This is a genomic window from uncultured Limnohabitans sp., from assembly GCF_937889215.1.
GTDB lineage: Bacteria > Pseudomonadota > Gammaproteobacteria > Burkholderiales > Burkholderiaceae_C > Limnohabitans_A.
This window is the reverse complement of the sequence record NZ_CALBEX010000159.1, coordinates 1-14,761: the sequence shown is the minus strand read 5'-3', so window position 1 is coordinate 14,761 and position 14,761 is coordinate 1. Positions and strand designations below refer to the sequence as shown.

At 59.6% G+C, this 14,761-nt stretch carries 17 protein-coding genes and 1 pseudogene; 9 read left to right on the top strand and 9 right to left on the bottom strand.

Going from position 1 to position 14,761, the window contains the following annotated elements:
- Together Q0341_RS04180 and rsmA are read left to right on the top strand one after the other, a co-directional pair.
- The coding region (locus tag Q0341_RS04180) for a peptidylprolyl isomerase (RefSeq protein ID WP_299510807.1) at nt 1-427 on the top strand (427 nt) is incomplete at its 5' end.
- Complete coding sequence (rsmA, locus tag Q0341_RS04175) at nt 424-1,203, top strand: 16S rRNA (adenine(1518)-N(6)/adenine(1519)-N(6))-dimethyltransferase RsmA (RefSeq protein WP_299510806.1); 780 nt, start codon at nt 424-426, stop codon at nt 1,201-1,203. The genes Q0341_RS04180 and rsmA, both read left to right, overlap by 4 nt.
- A gap of 80 nt (nt 1,204-1,283) precedes the next feature.
- On the opposite strand, the gene Q0341_RS04170 is transcribed toward rsmA, so the two are convergent.
- The 7 genes from Q0341_RS04170 to Q0341_RS04140 all read right to left on the bottom strand — a co-directional run bounded on the left by Q0341_RS04170 (nt 1,284) and on the right by Q0341_RS04140 (nt 7,887).
- Nucleotides 1,284-1,487, bottom strand: a complete 204-nt coding sequence (locus Q0341_RS04170) for a hypothetical protein (RefSeq protein WP_299510805.1) — start codon at nt 1,485-1,487, stop codon at nt 1,284-1,286.
- The gene (locus Q0341_RS04165) at nt 1,466-1,891 is read right to left on the bottom strand and encodes a barstar family protein (protein ID WP_299510803.1); all 426 of its coding nucleotides are present in this window, start codon (nt 1,889-1,891) and stop codon (nt 1,466-1,468) included. Before Q0341_RS04165 ends, Q0341_RS04170 begins: the two co-directional genes overlap by 22 nt.
- 29 nt (nt 1,892-1,920) lie before the next feature.
- Nucleotides 1,921-2,334 carry a ribonuclease domain-containing protein gene (locus tag Q0341_RS04160; RefSeq protein WP_299510801.1) on the bottom strand — a complete coding sequence of 138 codons (414 nt, stop codon included), beginning with the start codon at nt 2,332-2,334 and terminating at the stop codon, nt 1,921-1,923.
- 153 nt (nt 2,335-2,487) lie between these two features.
- Complete coding sequence (locus Q0341_RS04155) at nt 2,488-4,827, bottom strand: NADP-dependent malic enzyme (RefSeq protein WP_299510810.1); 2,340 nt, start codon at nt 4,825-4,827, stop codon at nt 2,488-2,490.
- Nucleotides 4,828-4,989: 162 nt separating this feature from the next.
- A complete protein-coding gene (locus Q0341_RS04150; RefSeq protein ID WP_299510799.1) occupies nt 4,990-5,619 on the bottom strand; it encodes an MOSC domain-containing protein in 630 nt (209 codons plus the stop codon).
- 7 nt (nt 5,620-5,626) lie between these two features.
- Nucleotides 5,627-7,018 (bottom strand): aminopeptidase P N-terminal domain-containing protein, encoded by a 1,392-nt coding sequence (locus tag Q0341_RS04145; protein ID WP_299510797.1) that lies wholly within the window; start codon nt 7,016-7,018, stop codon nt 5,627-5,629.
- A gap of 83 nt (nt 7,019-7,101) precedes the next feature.
- Complete coding sequence (locus tag Q0341_RS04140) at nt 7,102-7,887, bottom strand: nucleotidyltransferase family protein (protein WP_366522668.1); 786 nt, start codon at nt 7,885-7,887, stop codon at nt 7,102-7,104.
- Nucleotides 7,888-8,010: 123 nt separating this feature from the next.
- On the opposite strand from Q0341_RS04140, the gene Q0341_RS04135 reads away from it, so the two are divergent.
- Entirely contained in the window at nt 8,011-9,105 is a 1,095-nt protein-coding gene (locus tag Q0341_RS04135) for an aromatic ring-hydroxylating dioxygenase subunit alpha (protein WP_299510795.1), read from the top strand.
- Between the two features lie 27 nt (nt 9,106-9,132).
- Here Q0341_RS04135 and asd read toward each other — a convergent pair whose 3' ends face one another.
- The gene (asd, locus tag Q0341_RS04130; protein ID WP_299510793.1) at nt 9,133-9,990 is read right to left on the bottom strand and encodes an archaetidylserine decarboxylase; all 858 of its coding nucleotides are present in this window, start codon (nt 9,988-9,990) and stop codon (nt 9,133-9,135) included.
- 134 nt (nt 9,991-10,124) lie between these two features.
- On the opposite strand from asd, the gene Q0341_RS04125 reads away from it, so the two are divergent.
- From Q0341_RS04125 to Q0341_RS04105, 5 genes are all read left to right on the top strand, one after another.
- The gene (locus Q0341_RS04125) at nt 10,125-11,054 is read left to right on the top strand and encodes an ATP-binding cassette domain-containing protein (protein ID WP_299510791.1); all 930 of its coding nucleotides are present in this window, start codon (nt 10,125-10,127) and stop codon (nt 11,052-11,054) included.
- A 3-nt stretch (nt 11,055-11,057) separates the two neighbouring features.
- Nucleotides 11,058-11,864, top strand: a complete 807-nt coding sequence (locus Q0341_RS04120; protein WP_299510789.1) for an ABC transporter permease — start codon at nt 11,058-11,060, stop codon at nt 11,862-11,864.
- A gap of 91 nt (nt 11,865-11,955) precedes the next feature.
- Entirely contained in the window at nt 11,956-12,354 is a 399-nt protein-coding gene (locus Q0341_RS04115) for a ferric reductase-like transmembrane domain-containing protein (protein WP_299510787.1), read from the top strand.
- Nucleotides 12,355-12,375: 21 nt separating this feature from the next.
- Nucleotides 12,376-13,278 carry a hypothetical protein gene (locus Q0341_RS04110; protein ID WP_299510785.1) on the top strand — a complete coding sequence of 301 codons (903 nt, stop codon included), beginning with the start codon at nt 12,376-12,378 and terminating at the stop codon, nt 13,276-13,278.
- A gap of 3 nt (nt 13,279-13,281) precedes the next feature.
- Nucleotides 13,282-13,407, top strand: a complete 126-nt coding sequence (locus tag Q0341_RS04105; RefSeq protein WP_299510783.1) for a hypothetical protein — start codon at nt 13,282-13,284, stop codon at nt 13,405-13,407.
- A 79-nt stretch (nt 13,408-13,486) separates the two neighbouring features.
- Here Q0341_RS04105 and Q0341_RS04100 read toward each other — a convergent pair whose 3' ends face one another.
- Nucleotides 13,487-14,089, bottom strand: a complete 603-nt coding sequence (locus Q0341_RS04100) for a helix-turn-helix transcriptional regulator (RefSeq protein ID WP_299510781.1) — start codon at nt 14,087-14,089, stop codon at nt 13,487-13,489.
- A 483-nt stretch (nt 14,090-14,572) separates the two neighbouring features.
- Between Q0341_RS04100 and Q0341_RS04095 the strand changes: the two are divergent.
- Nucleotides 14,573-14,761, top strand: a pseudogene (locus Q0341_RS04095) (sorbosone dehydrogenase); the annotation flags it as partial.

Below are 14,761 nucleotides of genomic sequence, written 5' to 3'. Positions count from 1 at the left end.
CCACATCTTGTTGCGCCCGGGACCGCAACTGACCCCGGCCCAAGCGCAAGCGCAACTCAGTGCGCTACGCCAGGACATCGTGTCTGGCAAAGCGGAGTTTGCCGATGCGGCCAAGCGCCTGTCGCAAGATGGCAGTGCCGCGCAAGGCGGTGATCTGGGTTGGGCCAGTCCGGGCATGTTTGTGCCCGAGTTCGAGCAGGTCATGAACCGCCTGCGCCCCGGCCAGCTGGCCGAGCCGCTGGTGTCACGCTTTGGGGTGCACCTGATCGAGGTGACCGATCGGCGCAATGCGCCCATGACCGACGCCGAGCAACGCGCTGCGGCTCGCAACGCCTTGCGTGAGAAAAAACTGGACGAGGCCTATGCCGCCTGGGTGCAGGATGTGCGCAGCCGCGCTTACGTCGAGCTGCGCGAGCCACCCCAATGAAACACATCGCCCGCAAACGTTTTGGACAACACTTTCTGACCGACGGCGGCATCATCGATGCCATCGTGGACGCCATTGCCCCAGTGGCTGGTCAGCCCATGGTCGAAATCGGCCCCGGTTTGGCCGCGCTCACGCAGCCCTTGGTCGAGCGCCTGGGCCATTTGACGGTGATCGAGCTGGACCGCGATCTGGCCGTGCGCCTGCGCGAACACCCGCAGCTGTCGGTGGTCGAGTCGGATGTGCTCAAAGTCGACTTTCGTGCGCTGGCGGTGCCCATGCTGGCCCAGGCCACAGCCGCGCCCTTGCGCAAAATTCGGGTTGTCGGCAACTTGCCCTACAACATTTCCACACCTATCTTGTTCCATTTGCTGGCGCAGGTGGACGTGATCGAAGATCAGCATTTCATGCTGCAAAAGGAAGTGATCGACCGCATGGTGGCCCAACCGGCCACTTCGGATTACAGCCGCCTGTCCGTCATGCTGCAGTGGCGTTACGAGATGGCCAACGTGCTGTTCGTGCCGCCCGATAGTTTTGACCCACCCCCACGCGTGGACAGCGCCGTGGTGCGCATGGTGCCATTGGCCCAGCCGCCGGATGTCCACTTCAAAACGCTGGAAACCCTGGTGCAGGTGGCTTTCAGCCAGCGACGCAAAATCTTGCGCAATACCTTGGGCAAGTGGCTCGATGAAAAGGGTTTTGCTGGGCAGTTTGATTTGCAGCGCCGCGCCGAAGAAGTCCCCGTGGCCGAGTTCGTGGCCTTGGCCCAGGCCGTCTGAAGCGGCAGGCCGCAGCCACAAAAAAAGCCCGTCGGTGACGGGCTTTTTTGTGGCTGCCGCTCACCGGCGGCTCAACGGGTTCAGGCGGCTGCGAGCCAGTAACCTGCGTTGAATGGGCTGCTCATGCGCAGCGCCAAGGGCGACACATCCACCAATTTGTCGGTGGGCATTTTCTCGCCTTCTTCGACCGATTCGGCCACTGTGGCGTCGTCGGTTTGTGCCTCAATCGCCCGTCCTGCTTGGCTGTTTTGCGCAGAACGGGCTACAGAAAAGAATAGAAGCATCGGAAGGGTATCTTCCTGTCTCCCCAGTAGTCGGCGGTGTCACGGAAGATGTCCAGCAATTGCTCGCGGGCTTCCTTGTCAAACTTGGCGTGTGCAGGAATTTGCTCGAGCACCACGATGAAGCCGGGCTGTGGGCCCGACTTGTGCAAAGGGTCTGTCATGCAGTCGTACAAGGCATCGAAGTTCTTGCCAAAGTGCGAAGGCAGCGTGAATTGCGCACCAATCAGGTCCAGCACATCTTGTTTGCTCTGGGCTTCAGCCAGATTGGCATACAAAAAGTGGTGCCCCAAGCCTTGGGCGGCTTCTTGCAGATCGTTCACGCGGTAAGCGCGAATCGACTGCACGATGTTCGACCGCACGCCCTTCAAGGGCGTCTCTTGGTCTTGACGTGTCGGCATGTCCATCTCCGTGGTCTTTCTTGAGAACTAAAAAATCAGTCTTTGTCGACGATCACGCGAAAGCTCGCGTAATGGTCTTGGGTGTAATAACAGGCCTTCGGTTCTGTTGGCACCGGGCCGCCGCAGACAATGCGACGGGCTCCACGGTGACGCACGCCAGGTGTCCTGACGGTGTATTCCCGGTAATACCCTCGCGCGTTGCGCGGCAAGAGCCGCTCGCGATTGCCAAAAACTGTTCCGTCCTTTTCGTAAGGAAAAGGACCGCCCTTGCGGAGGCGTTGGTAGGTTTCCTGGCCTTCGCGAGGCATCTCTGCCGCCCAGATACTGGGCAGAGCTTGGACCTCTTGGGGTGAGCGCGCTTGCACCAAATGTGTGCATGCCATCAAAACAAAACCCATCAGGGCAGAAAACCACCACCGACGGGTCAAGACTTGTTGTGTCACCCTCATGAATACGCCTTTCAGGAGCATCCGGGTTTACCCGAAAACTCGAAGGCGCTAGTGTGTATCAAATGCGATAAAAATGCAAGCGATTGCCCGCTAAATAGGCAAAGACAATTTGAGCAGTTCTCTCACAAGTGAGTGCGTACACTTCTTTCGGGCTCAGCGAGCTGCGTTGGCATCGGCCACCGTGAGCGCTGTCATGTTCACAATGCGGCGCACCGTGGTGCTCGAGGTCAGGATGTGCACCGGTTTGGCCGCACCGAGCAGGACAGGGCCTACTGCGATGTTTCCGCCGGCAGCTGTTTTGAGCAGGTTGTAGGCGATGTTGGCCGCATCGATGTTGGGCAATACCAACAAATTGGCGTCACCGACCAAGCGGCTGTTGGGCATCAAGGCCTGGCGTGCGGCGGCGTCGAGCGCCACGTCGCCGTGCATTTCGCCGTCCACTTCGAGCCAAGGTGCGTTTTGGCGCAGCAAGTCCAGCACATCGCGCATTTTGATGGCGCTGGGTTGGTCGGAGGAACCGAAATTGGAGTGCGAGAGCAGGGCCGCTTTAGGTTGGATGCCGAAACGGCGCATTTCTTGGGAGGCCATGATGGTGAATTCGGCCAATTGCTGGGCTGTGGGGTCATAGTTGACATGGGTGTCCACCATGAACACTTGGCGGCCCGGCAGCATCAGGCCGTTCATGCAGGCAAAGGTGTTGACGCCTGCGCGCTTACCGATGACTTGGTCGATGTAGTTCAGGTGCATGGGGTTGGTGCCCCAGGTGCCGCAAATCATGCCGTCCACATCGCCTTTGTGCAGCAACATGGCACCAATGAGCGACAAGCGGCGGCGCATCTCGATCTTGGCGATTTGCTGGGTCACGCCTTTGCGCTCGGTCATGCGGTGGTAGGTCTGCCAAAAATCGCGGTAGCGGTGGTCCATCTCGACGTTGACCACGTCGTAATCCAGCTCTTCTTTCAGGCGCAGGCCGAATTTTTCGATGCGCTCGGCGATCACGGCTGGGCGGCCAATCAGCGTGGGGCGGGCAATGCCTTCGTCCACCACGATCTGAGCGGCGCGCAGCACGCGCTCTTCTTCGCCTTCGCTGTAGGCGATGCGCTTTTTCAGGGCGCGTTTGGCGGCCGTGATGATCGGTTTCATCATGGTGCCCGAGGCGTAGACAAAACTCTGCAAGCGTTCCCGGTACGCGTCCATGTCGGCAATCGGGCGCGAAGCCACACCGCTGTCGGCGGCGGCCTGGGCCACGGCTGGGGCAATTTTCATCATCAAGCGCGGGTCAAACGGCTTGGGAATCAGGTATTCAGGCCCAAACGCCAAGGGCTCGCCGGCATAAGCAGCAGCGACCACTTCGCTCTGCTCGGCCTGGGCCAGCTCGGCAATCGCGTGCACAGCCGCAATTTCCATTTCCAAAGTGATGGTGGTGGCACCCGAGTCCAGGGCGCCCCGGAAGATGTAGGGGAAGCACAGGACGTTGTTGACCTGGTTGGGGTAGTCGGTGCGGCCTGTGGCCATGATGGCGTCGTCGCGCACCGCTTTGACGTCTTCGGGGTCGATTTCGGGGTTGGGATTGGCCAGCGCAAAAATCAGCGGCTTTGCAGCCATGGACTTGACCATGTCCTGCTTGAGCACACCACCCGCCGACAAGCCCAGGAACACGTCGGCACCGGCGATCACTTCGCGCAGCGTGCGGTGCTCGGTTTTTTGCACGAACTGTATTTTGTCTTCGTCCATCAGTTCGGTGCGCCCTTCATAGACGACGCCCGCCAAATCAGTGACCCAGATGTTCTCACGCGGAATACCAAGCTTGACCAGCAAACCCAAGCAGGCCAAGGCCGCTGCGCCAGCACCGGAGGTGACGAGTTTGATTTTTTTGGGGTCTTTGCCGACGATTTTCAGGCCGTTCAAAATGGCCGCGCCCACCACGATGGCGGTGCCGTGCTGGTCATCGTGGAAGACTGGGATCTTCATGCGTTCGCGCAGTTTGCGCTCGATGTAGAAGCAGTCGGGGGCCTTGATGTCTTCAAGGTTGATGCCACCAAAAGTCGGCTCCAAGGAGGCGATGATTTCGACCAATTTGTCCGGGTCTTTTTCGTTGATCTCGATGTCGAACACGTCGATGCCCGAGAACTTTTTGAACAACACGCCCTTGCCTTCCATGACTGGCTTGCTGGCCAGCGGGCCAATATCACCCAGGCCCAACACGGCCGTGCCGTTGGTCACAACACCCACCAGGTTGCCTCGGCTGGTGTACTTGAAGGCGTTGGCCGGGTCTTTGACGATTTCTTCACACGGGGCTGCTACGCCGGGCGAGTAAGCCAGGGCCAAATCGTGTTGGTTGACCAGCTGTTTGGTGGCCGCGATGGCGATTTTTCCTGGAGTGGGGAACTCGTGGTATTCGAGTGCGGCCTGGCGCAGTTGGGCGCGTTTTTCTTCGACTTGAACCGGGGGGGTCATTGTTTTTCTCCGTTTTGGGGATGTGTCGTCAAGGATGCCGGTGTTCGGCAGCCCGTTCGCATGGCAATAAATTTGTCAAGGCGCAGGGCGACATTTCGGCCTTATTTTCATTGTAGACCCGGGATTCAAGACTTTGAGTTTGGGTAATGCCCCTCAGAAGTGAGATGGCTTTTGACTTTTGAACACAAATAGAGGTGATCAGCGCAAATGTTTCCAAGCTTTGTGTTGCAAGGCTTCGCTCACACTGGTCGACCGTGCCCCTGCCAGCACTCGGCATGTGGCCCCGACTTGCAGTGAACCGGGCTGCTCCACGGCCAGATAAAAGCCACAGCGCCCGCTTTGAACCATGTCCTTGGCGGCCTGGGCATAGCCCATGACGGCGTTGAACTTGCCACAAGGCTCGCGTGGCTGGGTCACACGCAAAACCACGTTGCCAAAGTCCAAGCGGTCGCCAATGAACAGGTCTTGTTCGAGCAAGCCTTGCAAGCTCAAGTTTTCGCCCAAATAACCCGGTGCCAAGGTTTCTTTAAACAGGGTTGCCCCGCGTGTCTGGCGCTGTGCTTGCCACCATTGCAGGTGTTCCGAAGGCAAGGCGTACACCGCTTTGCTCAAGCCGCCATGCACCGACAAGTCCGCCTGCTCGTCACCGGCCAAGCCCAGCACCCCGACCTCGATGGGGCCAGAGACCGTGGTTTTGCCGATGGCCGACACCAGTTTGCGCCCACCCACCATCAAGGGGCGCACCTGGCCGATCTGGATGGCAAGCAGTGTGCCCGACAAACCGGGCCGTAAAGTGGGCTGGAAACCGGTTTGCAAAGCGGTCTGCATGTTCAGTTTAGCCGCGCATCAAGGCTTCGATCTCGTCGGCCTTGACGGGCACGCCTCGCGTGATCAGCTCACAGCCCGTGGCGGTCACGATGGCGTCGTCTTCGATGCGGATGCCGATGTTGTGGAATTTTTCGGGCACACCCGGTGCAGGGCGCACATACAAACCCGGCTCGATGGTCAGCACCATGCCCGGCTGCAGGATGCGGCTGGGGCGGTCTTTGATCAACTCGCCACTGAGTGGGTCCTTGCGCTCGCTGACCTGGCCCACCTGCGAGGGCTCGACATAGCTGCCGCAGTCGTGCACGTCCATGCCCAGCCAGTGGCCGGTGCGGTGCATGTAAAACTGGAAATAGCTGCGGTTGGCGATCACGTCTTGCGCGTTGCCCACCTTGTTTTTGTCAAGCAAGCCGACATCGAGCAGGCCCTGCGCCAGCACGGCCACGGTGGCCTCGTGCGGGTCCACAAAACGGGCACCGGCTTTGGTGGCGGCCACGGCCGCATCTTGCGAGGCGAGCACCAGGTCGTACAAAGCACGTTGCGGGCCGGTGAACTTCCCGTTGGCCGGGAAGGTGCGGGTGATGTCGCTGGCGTAGCCGTCCAGCTCACAACCCGCATCGATGAGCACCAAGTCACCATCTTTGATCAAGGCTGCATCGGCACGGTAATGCAGGATGCAGGCATTGGCCCCGCCCGCCACGATAGAGCCGTAAGCCGGGTACTGCGAGCCACTTTGGCGGAACTCGTGCAGCAGCTCAGCGTCCAGGTGGTATTCGCGCACCTCTTGGCCCGAACGCAACATGGCCACGCTGCGCTGCATGGCGCGGATGTGGGCGCGGGCGCTGATGGCGCTGGCGCGGCGCATGGTGTCTTGTTCGTGTGCGTCTTTGACCAAGCGCATCTCGTCGAGCAAGCTGCACAGGTCGCGCTGTTGCTCGGGGCACAAAGCGCCATAACGCACCCGCGCCCGCACCGATTGCAGCCAGCCGTTCACCAGACTTTCGAGTCCGGTGTGGATGGCAAACGGGTACCAAACGGTGCTGCGGTTTTCCAGCAACTTGGGCATGTGCGCGGCCATCTCGCCAATGGGCACAGCCCGGTTCACACCCAAAGCGGCGGGAGCGGCTTGAGGTCCTAAACGGATGCCGTCCCAAATCTCGCGCTCCAGGTCTTTGGCCTGGCAAAACAGCGTGCACTCGCCCTCGGCCGTGATCACCAGCGTGGCATGCGGCTCGGTAAAGCCCGTCAGGTAATAAAAGTAGCTGTCATGCCGGTACAGGTAATCGCTGTCGCGGTTGCGCTGGCGCTCTGGCGCGGTAGGGATGATGGCGATGCCGCCCGCGCCCAATTGGGCAGCGAGTCGGGCACGGCGTTGGGCGTAAAGCAGGGTGGTGTCGGTCATTTGGAGAACAGTCCCATAAGAAGATGCCATTATGTTCGCTCCCCTTTCAGAGTGCGCGCCCGCACAGTCACCCGAGTGCCTGATCAGGTGATGCCGCCATTGAGGTGCGCGAGCCGCTCAGGCGTGCCTACATCGGTCCAGTCACCTGCATAGACCTCGCCGGACACTTGGCCCCGGTCCATGGACGCGCGCAACAAGGGCGCTAAGGCCAGCGCCACGCCCTCTGGGTTGCCGGGGGGCAGGCCGCAGTCGGCAAAAAAGGCTTTTTTGTAGAGCGCAACGGTGCTGAAGGTGTAAGCGCAACCGGGGCTGCCTTTGGGCAGGTTGAGCACTTGGCCCTCGGCCGACAGGCCAAAGTCGCCGTCCGGGTTGTGCTCAGGGTTGGGCACCAGCCACAGGTGGGCCAGCGCAGTGCTGTCTGCGAAGCGCTGCATGGCCTGCTCCGTGAACACCCAATCGGGCGCAAACACGTCGCCCGCCACCACCCAGAACACCTCATCGAGCTGCGGCAATGCCCGCACAATGCCGCCTGCGGTCTCCAGTGCGTGGCCAAAATCCTGGCCTTCTTGCGAATAGCGGATCTGAACTTCTGGCACGCCGGGCCATTGGATTTGCTCACCCAATTGCGCTGGAAACTGCTCGCCCAGCCAAGCGGTGTTGACCAGCTGTTGCACAAAGCCGCCCCGGGCCAGGGCCTGCATGGGCCAGTGCATGAGCGGCTGGCCGCGCACGCGCAGCAAGGGTTTTGGGGTCTGGTCGGTCAAGGGGCGCATGCGCTCGCCGCGTCCGGCGGCCAGCACCATGGCCTGGGCGGGCGGTCTGGCGCTGAGCGAGGGCGCTGGTGATGGGGGGGCAAATGAAGTCGGCATCCCCGGATGTTGCCACGGCCGCAGGCGCTCTCGGGACAGCCTTGGCCAAATGCCGCGCCCTAAACTTCGACATGCAGGCCGTTCGCAGCGGATGAGCCAGGCCGCCACCAGGAGACAGACCCCATGACACGCCCCCCCATCAGCGTCATCACCGCCGCACAAAACGCCTCACAGCGCCTGGCCGATCGCCACACTCCTTTTGTCATGAACGACTGGTACGTGGCCGCTTTTGGCGAGGAGATCAAGGACCAACTGCTGGCCCGCACGCTGCTGGGCCGACGCCTGGTGTTTTACCGCACCAGCGACGGCCGCGTGGTGGCGCTGGAAGACCGCTGCCCGCACCGCTCCATGCCGCTCTCAGCCGGCACGCTGGAGCAAGACACCATCGTGTGCGGCTACCACGGACTGCGTTTCAACACCGAGGGCGATTGCATCGAGGTGCCCTCTCAATCAAGCTGCCCCACCAACATGGGCATTCGGGCCTACCGCACCATTGAGCGGGGCGCGGTGGTCTGGATCTGGATGGGTGAGGCCGAGCAGGCCGACGAGTCCAAACTGCCCGCGCAAGACTGGATGGCCGATGTCCAGTGGGAGCGCTCGCAGGGCTATCTGAGTTTGCAGGCCAACTATGTGCGGTTGCATGAAAACCTGCTGGACTTGACACATTTGAGCTTTTTGCATGCGAAAAGTTTCGGCACGCCCGATTACGCCAAGGCCGCGTTCGAAACGGAAATCGGCGAGGGTCAGTTTGCCTTGCTGCGCAATGTGGTGCCGACCACGCTGCCGCCAGTGTGGGGCGTGCCCACCGGCCTGACGGGTCAGGGCCAGGCGGCCCGCATCGTGCGCTCCGAGTTCCGCAGTCTGGGCCTGCACGAGGTGTCGGTGCTGTTTTACGACTGCCATCTGAGCGAGTCGCAGCGGCCGCAGTTTCGCATCCGCACCGCGCACATGCCCACGCCCGAGACCGCCACCAGCACGCATTACTTCATCGTGCACGGGCGAGACTTTGCGCTGGACGATCCAGGCACCACCCGCTTCATGCACGATCAGTTGTTTGTGGCTTTTCAGGAAGACGTGGATGGCTTGGCCCTGCAGGAAAAGGCCTTAGGCAGCACCCCGGCCGAGGATTTGTACGAGTTTTCGGTGGCCGCCGATGCCCCGGCCGTGGCCATGCGGCGCTATGTGTTGGCGCGACAGCAAAAAGAAGCCAAGGCCTGAGCTGACCAGGGCTTGATGCGCCACGTTTTAGACGCTTGTGCCCATGGCCTCGCCCATCACAATGGGGCGGGTCGGTGTCCAGTCGGGGTTGAACTGCAACACCCCGCTCGGAAACAGCATCACCACCGTGGAGCCTAGCAAAAAGCGGCCCATTTCCTCGCCTTGCGCCAGGGTAATGCTGCCCATTTCGTATGTCCATTCGCGCACCGTGCCCGGGCGCGGCGGGTTGACCACGCCGTGCCACACGGTGGCCATGCTGCCCACAATGGTCGCGCCCACCAACACCATCACAAAGGGGCCGTGTTCGCCTTCAAATACACACACCACCCGCTCGTTGCGCGCGAACAAACCCGGCACGCCGCGTGCCGTGGTCGGGTTGACCGAAAACAGGTCGCCCGGCACATAAATCATGCGGATCAGACGCCCCGCACAAGGCATGTGGATGCGGTGGTAGTCGCGTGGGCTGAGGTACAGCGTGGCAAATTCGCCGTTGACAAACTGCGCCGCCAGCGCCGCATCGCCGCCCACCAGGGCGCGGGTGCTGTAGCCGTGGCCCTTGGCCTGGAAGACCTGATCGCCCACCACCGGGCCGCACTGGCTGATAGCTCCGTCCACCGGACTGACATACGCCGCAGTGGCCAATGGGCGGGCGCTGGCCTTGAGCGGGCGCGTGAAAAATTCGTTGAAGCTCTTGTAGCTGGCCGTGTCGGGGTTGGCGGCATCCGCCATGTTCACGTTGTAGCGCTTGACAAACCAATTGATGATGCCGGTGGTCGCACCGCCCCATTGGCTGCCCGCGACCCAGCCGGCAAAGGCGGTGAGTGCTTGCTTGGGGATCAGGTATTGCGGCAAGACCGCCAGGCGGTCAGAAAAGGAACTGGACATGTGGGGGCCGCTTGGGCGTTTCAAAAGAAGGGCTTGATTTTATCGGGCAGCTCGGCTGGCTTTGCAGCAGGTCCACGTCGGGGCTGAAGCCACCGACCTACAAATACCGAACAGGGGCAGGGCACAATCCGGGCATGAACACCCCCTTGCTTTCGGTCGAACATCTGGTCAAACGCTACGGCGACGCCACCGTGGTCAACGACCTGTCTTTCCACATCAACCCCGGCGAATGTCTGGGCGTTATCGGCCCCAACGGCGCGGGCAAAACCACCACGCTGCGCATGTGCCTGGGTTTGTCCGAGCCGAGCAGTGGTGAGATCCGCTACTTTGATGGTCTGCAAATGCCGGGTGACGCGCTGGCCATCAAAGCCCGCCTGGGCGTGGTGGCGCAATCGGACACGCTGGACCCAGACTTCACCGCAGAAGAAAACCTGCTGGTGTTTGGCCGGTACTTCGGCATATCCGACGCCGTGATCCGCGAGCGCATTCCGCAGCTGTTGGAGTTTGGTGCGCTCAGCCACAAAGCCAAAGCCAAACCGGGCGAGTTGTCGGGCGGCATGAAACGGCGCTTGAGCTTGTCTCGGGCCCTCATCAACCAGCCGCAACTGCTGATGCTGGACGAGCCCACCACGGGCCTGGACCCACAGGCGCGCCACCTGATGTGGGAGCGGCTGCAGGTGCTGCTGCAAGAAGGCAAATCCATCTTGCTCACCACCCACTTCATGGACGAGGCCGAGCGCCTGTGCACGCGTCTGTTGGTGCTGGACCAAGGGCGCAAGATCGCCGAGGGCAAACCCCGCGATTTGATTGCCGAGCACCTGGAGCCCGAGGTGGTGGAAGTGTTTGGCCAAGGCGCAGTGGCGCTGGCGCAACAAGCGGGCTTGAAAGCCCTGTCGGGCCGGGTCGAGGTGAGTGGCGAGACCGCTTTCTTCTACACCCAGGACAGCCGCGCACTCATGCACGCCTTGGAAGCGTGGCCCACCTTGCGCACCCTGCACCGCCCTTCTAATTTGGAAGACCTGTTTTTGAAATTGACCGGACGCCAGATCCGCGAGGAAGGTTAAGCCATGAGTCAAATCCAAAACAACATCTGGGCCGCACCCCGCCTGTCCATGCGCTGGTGGCCTGTGTTTCAGCGCAACTGGCTGGTCTGGAAAAAGCTGGCCATCCCCAGCCTGGTGGGCAACATCGCCGAGCCGCTCATGTGGCTGGTGGCTTTTGGCTACGGCCTGGGTTCGCTGGTCGGGCAGATCGAGATCGGCGGCGAAAAGGTGCCTTACATCGTGTTCTTGGCCAGCGGCAGCATCTGCATGAGCGCCATGAACGCGGCGACGTTCGAGGCCTTGTATTCGGCGTTTTCGCGCATGCATGTGCAAAAAACCTGGGACGGCATCATGAACGCCCCGGTGCGGCTGGACGACGTGGTGCTGGCCGAAATGCTGTGGGCGGCGTTCAAGGCGTTGTTCACCGTGACGGCCATTTTGGGTGTGATGCTGGTGCTGGGCATCAGCCACAGCTGGAAGCTGCTGGTCGCCTGGCCCGTGCTGCTGGGCGTGGGCATCACCTTCAGCTGCATGGCGCTGATCTTCAACGCGCTGGCCAAAGGCTACGACTTTTTCACCTACTACTTCACCCTGTTCCTCACGCCCATGATGTTCCTCTCAGGCATCTTTTTTCCGCGTGAACAACTGCCCGCGTTTGTGCGGGTTGTCGCTGACTGGTTGCCGCTGTCGGTGGCTGTGGATTTGGTGCGGCCTCTGTTTATGGACCGCTGGCCAGACCACCCCCTGCGCAACGTGCTGGTGCTGGCGTTGTTTGCGGGGGTGTCGTTCTGGGTGGCGTTGGCGTTGACTCGGAAAAGGTTCAGGAGTTGAGGTTCATAGGCCTCCATGATCGGTTCAGCCGAGACTGGGGCGCAGGTCAAAGTGATGAAGTTGAACATCACTCGCTGAAATTGGGGTCGGTGTGATCAAACTGAAATTTTCCACTTGGGTCTGGATCCTGACCTATGTCGTGGTGTTGAGTGCGCCGTTGATCGGCGGTGTGTTCAATCTGGCGCATGGGCGGGGGTTTTGGCTGAATTTTTCAGTCGCCCTGGGTTTTGTGGCCTTGTCGATGTTTGGCGGGCAATTCGTGCTCGTGTCGCGCATGCAGTGGGTCACCCGGCCCATGGGCATGGATGCCTTGATGGCTTTTCACAAGCGCATGGCTTATGTGGCCACCGTTTTCGCGCTGGTGCATCCCACCATCTTGTTCATCAAAGACGAGAAGTATTGGCCGCTGTTGAATGTGTGGACATCACCCTTGCGGGCCAAATTGGCAGTGGCTGCGGTGGTGGCCTTGCTGCTGTTGGTTCTTTTTTAGGTGTATCGCCAGCAGTTGCGCATGAGTTACAGGCTTTGGCAGCTGCTGCATTGGCTATTGGCCATGGTGGTGGTTTTGGCCAGCTTTTCACATGTGGTGTTGGTCAACTATTACCTTCGCGAGCATGGGCAGCAAGTGACCTGGGTTTTGCTGAGCATCTTTTTCATTTTGGTCTTGCTCACGGTGCGGGTGATTCGGCCTTGGATCCGGTTGCGGCAGCGATGGCTGGTGGTGAGTGTCAAGCCGGATGCAGCGGATACAACGCACATTGTTTTGAAAATGCGGGACCGTGCGGCCTATGGTGCCCGAGGATTTGAATTCAAAGCAGGTCAATTTGCGTGGCTGTCTGCTTGGCGTTCACCTTTCACGCTGACCTATAACCCGTTTTCCATTGATTCCAGTGCACTGAGCCGAGACACCATCGGGTTCACCGTGCGTTCGCACAACGGGTTCAGCGCTGAGGTGCCCAAGCTCAAGCTCGGTCAATCGGTTTATGTGGATGGACCCCATGGTAGTTTTCATCTGAATGATGACGAAACGGGGCCATTGGTCTTGATTGGTGCTGGAGTGGGGGTGACGCCTTTGTTGAGCATGCTCCAGACCCTGGCCGATCAAAACTCCAAAAGACCGTGCTACCTCTGGTTGGCCAATAAAAATGCTTTCGCCGTTGTGGGTGGTCGACGGATTGATGAATTGTGCGATCGCCTGCACTTGGAGGTCGTTCATGTTTTTTCGAAACCCGCCCACACAAGAGGTCAGCGCCAGGACAAAGACTTTGTCCTGGCCCATTTTCCCGATCGGTACCAGCAAGCCCATTTTTACATTTGCGGCCCCAATGCCTTGATGGACATGGCTGAACAGGTTTTGCATGCGCAAGGTGTTCCTGGCCATCAGGTTCACACCGAACGATTCCAAATGGTTTGATTTATGAACACGAATAAAAAACCCCAGCGTCAAGCCCGCAGGTGGCAGCAAATTTCAGTCAATGCGGTGGTCATCCTGGTCACGGTCGTCTTGCTGTCCCTCAGCATCACTTGGTCTTTGATCATGTGACACCAGGGTGGTGCTTGGGTTGCGGCAGCCATCGCACTGGCCTTGGCAAGGGCGCAATCTGCGCCCAACAGCGATCTGTTTAGCAGCTGTGTACGTCTGCTACACGCAGGAACAGGGCTGCAGAGAGAGGGGCCGACCCCTGATGCGCCGAAGGGGCCGGCTCAAACGCACCAGCGTGGCGAATTTGTGAAGGGCTGGCGTGTTGTTCGGTCCGCGTGGTTTTCAGCAGGTGCAACTGTGCCGTGGGGGCTGGTTTGACGTTGGCGATCACTCGGCCTTCTGATATGTCAGACCAATCGCTGCCCAACAGCGCCGCAACGCGTTGTGCTGCCTTGAGCCGCAGGCCCGGGGTGTAAAACAAGGTGTCTTTACCGGTTTCTAGTTCGTAGAGCTGCCACACCGAAATGCAAGCTTTGGATGCCACCTCGCAGGCTTCAACGCCTTGCTCAGTGCGCAAGCGCCGCAGTACCCCGCCGAAGGGATCGTCTGTGTGGGGAGGGTGATGCCCGATGAACCGCTCACTGTTCTTGTTCGCCAGAAGCAAATTACGCTGGATGTGCAAAGACTTCACCTGCTTGAGCACTTTGGATCGGCCGGCCTCGTGCGGTGTCGCGGGGGGCAGTGGCGCCACTTCGGCGGGCAAGCGAGCCAGTTGGAGATGCGATTTGATGTAAGGGTTCATGACACTGGAAGCTTGGAATTATGTTGGCGGCAGATTAATTTAATAATTTTATTATTAGTTTTGCTGTTGTAAATTGTCTAAATGGGTAATTTTTAAAAAAATGCGCTGTCGCATGCTTGATTCAACGCCCACTTCAATGTCTGCACAAGTCGACCGATGGATGATTTGGCGTTGATGCCGCAAGTTTTGTGTTTTGCCTTCTTGCCCATGCGGTGCAGGGTCCTCACTTCAAAGAGTTGCATGTGCAGCAAAAAACTTGGCTGCGTGCGATTTGTCTGTCTCTGATGAGACAAAAGTGCACATTATTTTTCTAAAGAAGTTGAAAATTTTTTCAATCAATAAACCTGAATTTGAAGGGTTTTTACCAAGACTGAAGGTGGATCTTTGATCCTAAATTTGAAAGGCCAAGTCCCGGTGATACGGGCCTTTAAATGGCGTCAATCGATCGACTTCAAAGATCAATAACAGGAGATGAACGTGAAAATGACCCGACTCAGTGCTGCTTTGCTCGCAGCTGCATTGGCCACTGGCGTAAACGCCCAGTCTGGCAAAGACAACCTCAACACCATGAAGCAGATGAAGGTCGCCACGACCGATCTGAATATTCCGGTGGTACCGCAAACTGGCCGCAATGCCGACGCGATCCGCAACAATCTGAAAAAGATCAAGATG

What these genes read in the sequence shown, in the direction of transcription:
- rsmA (WP_299510806.1), top strand. Translation starts at nt 424, where the DNA reads ATGAAACACATCGCCCGCAAACGTTTTGGACAACACTTTCTGACCGAC.
- Q0341_RS04170 (WP_299510805.1), bottom strand. Translation starts at nt 1,487, where the DNA reads ATGCTTCTATTCTTTTCTGTAGCCCGTTCTGCGCAAAACAGCCAAGCA.
- Q0341_RS04165 (WP_299510803.1), bottom strand. Translation starts at nt 1,891, where the DNA reads ATGGACATGCCGACACGTCAAGACCAAGAGACGCCCTTGAAGGGCGTG.
- Q0341_RS04160 (WP_299510801.1), bottom strand. Translation starts at nt 2,334, where the DNA reads ATGAGGGTGACACAACAAGTCTTGACCCGTCGGTGGTGGTTTTCTGCC.
- Q0341_RS04150 (WP_299510799.1), bottom strand. Translation starts at nt 5,619, where the DNA reads ATGCAGACCGCTTTGCAAACCGGTTTCCAGCCCACTTTACGGCCCGGT.
- Q0341_RS04145 (WP_299510797.1), bottom strand. Translation starts at nt 7,018, where the DNA reads ATGACCGACACCACCCTGCTTTACGCCCAACGCCGTGCCCGACTCGCT.
- Q0341_RS04140 (WP_366522668.1), bottom strand. Translation starts at nt 7,887, where the DNA reads ATGCCGACTTCATTTGCCCCCCCATCACCAGCGCCCTCGCTCAGCGCC.
- Q0341_RS04135 (WP_299510795.1), top strand. Translation starts at nt 8,011, where the DNA reads ATGACACGCCCCCCCATCAGCGTCATCACCGCCGCACAAAACGCCTCA.
- asd (WP_299510793.1), bottom strand. Translation starts at nt 9,990, where the DNA reads ATGTCCAGTTCCTTTTCTGACCGCCTGGCGGTCTTGCCGCAATACCTG.
- Q0341_RS04125 (WP_299510791.1), top strand. Translation starts at nt 10,125, where the DNA reads ATGAACACCCCCTTGCTTTCGGTCGAACATCTGGTCAAACGCTACGGC.
- Q0341_RS04120 (WP_299510789.1), top strand. Translation starts at nt 11,058, where the DNA reads ATGAGTCAAATCCAAAACAACATCTGGGCCGCACCCCGCCTGTCCATG.
- Q0341_RS04110 (WP_299510785.1), top strand. Translation starts at nt 12,376, where the DNA reads ATGAGTTACAGGCTTTGGCAGCTGCTGCATTGGCTATTGGCCATGGTG.
- Q0341_RS04105 (WP_299510783.1), top strand. Translation starts at nt 13,282, where the DNA reads ATGAACACGAATAAAAAACCCCAGCGTCAAGCCCGCAGGTGGCAGCAA.
- Q0341_RS04100 (WP_299510781.1), bottom strand. Translation starts at nt 14,089, where the DNA reads ATGAACCCTTACATCAAATCGCATCTCCAACTGGCTCGCTTGCCCGCC.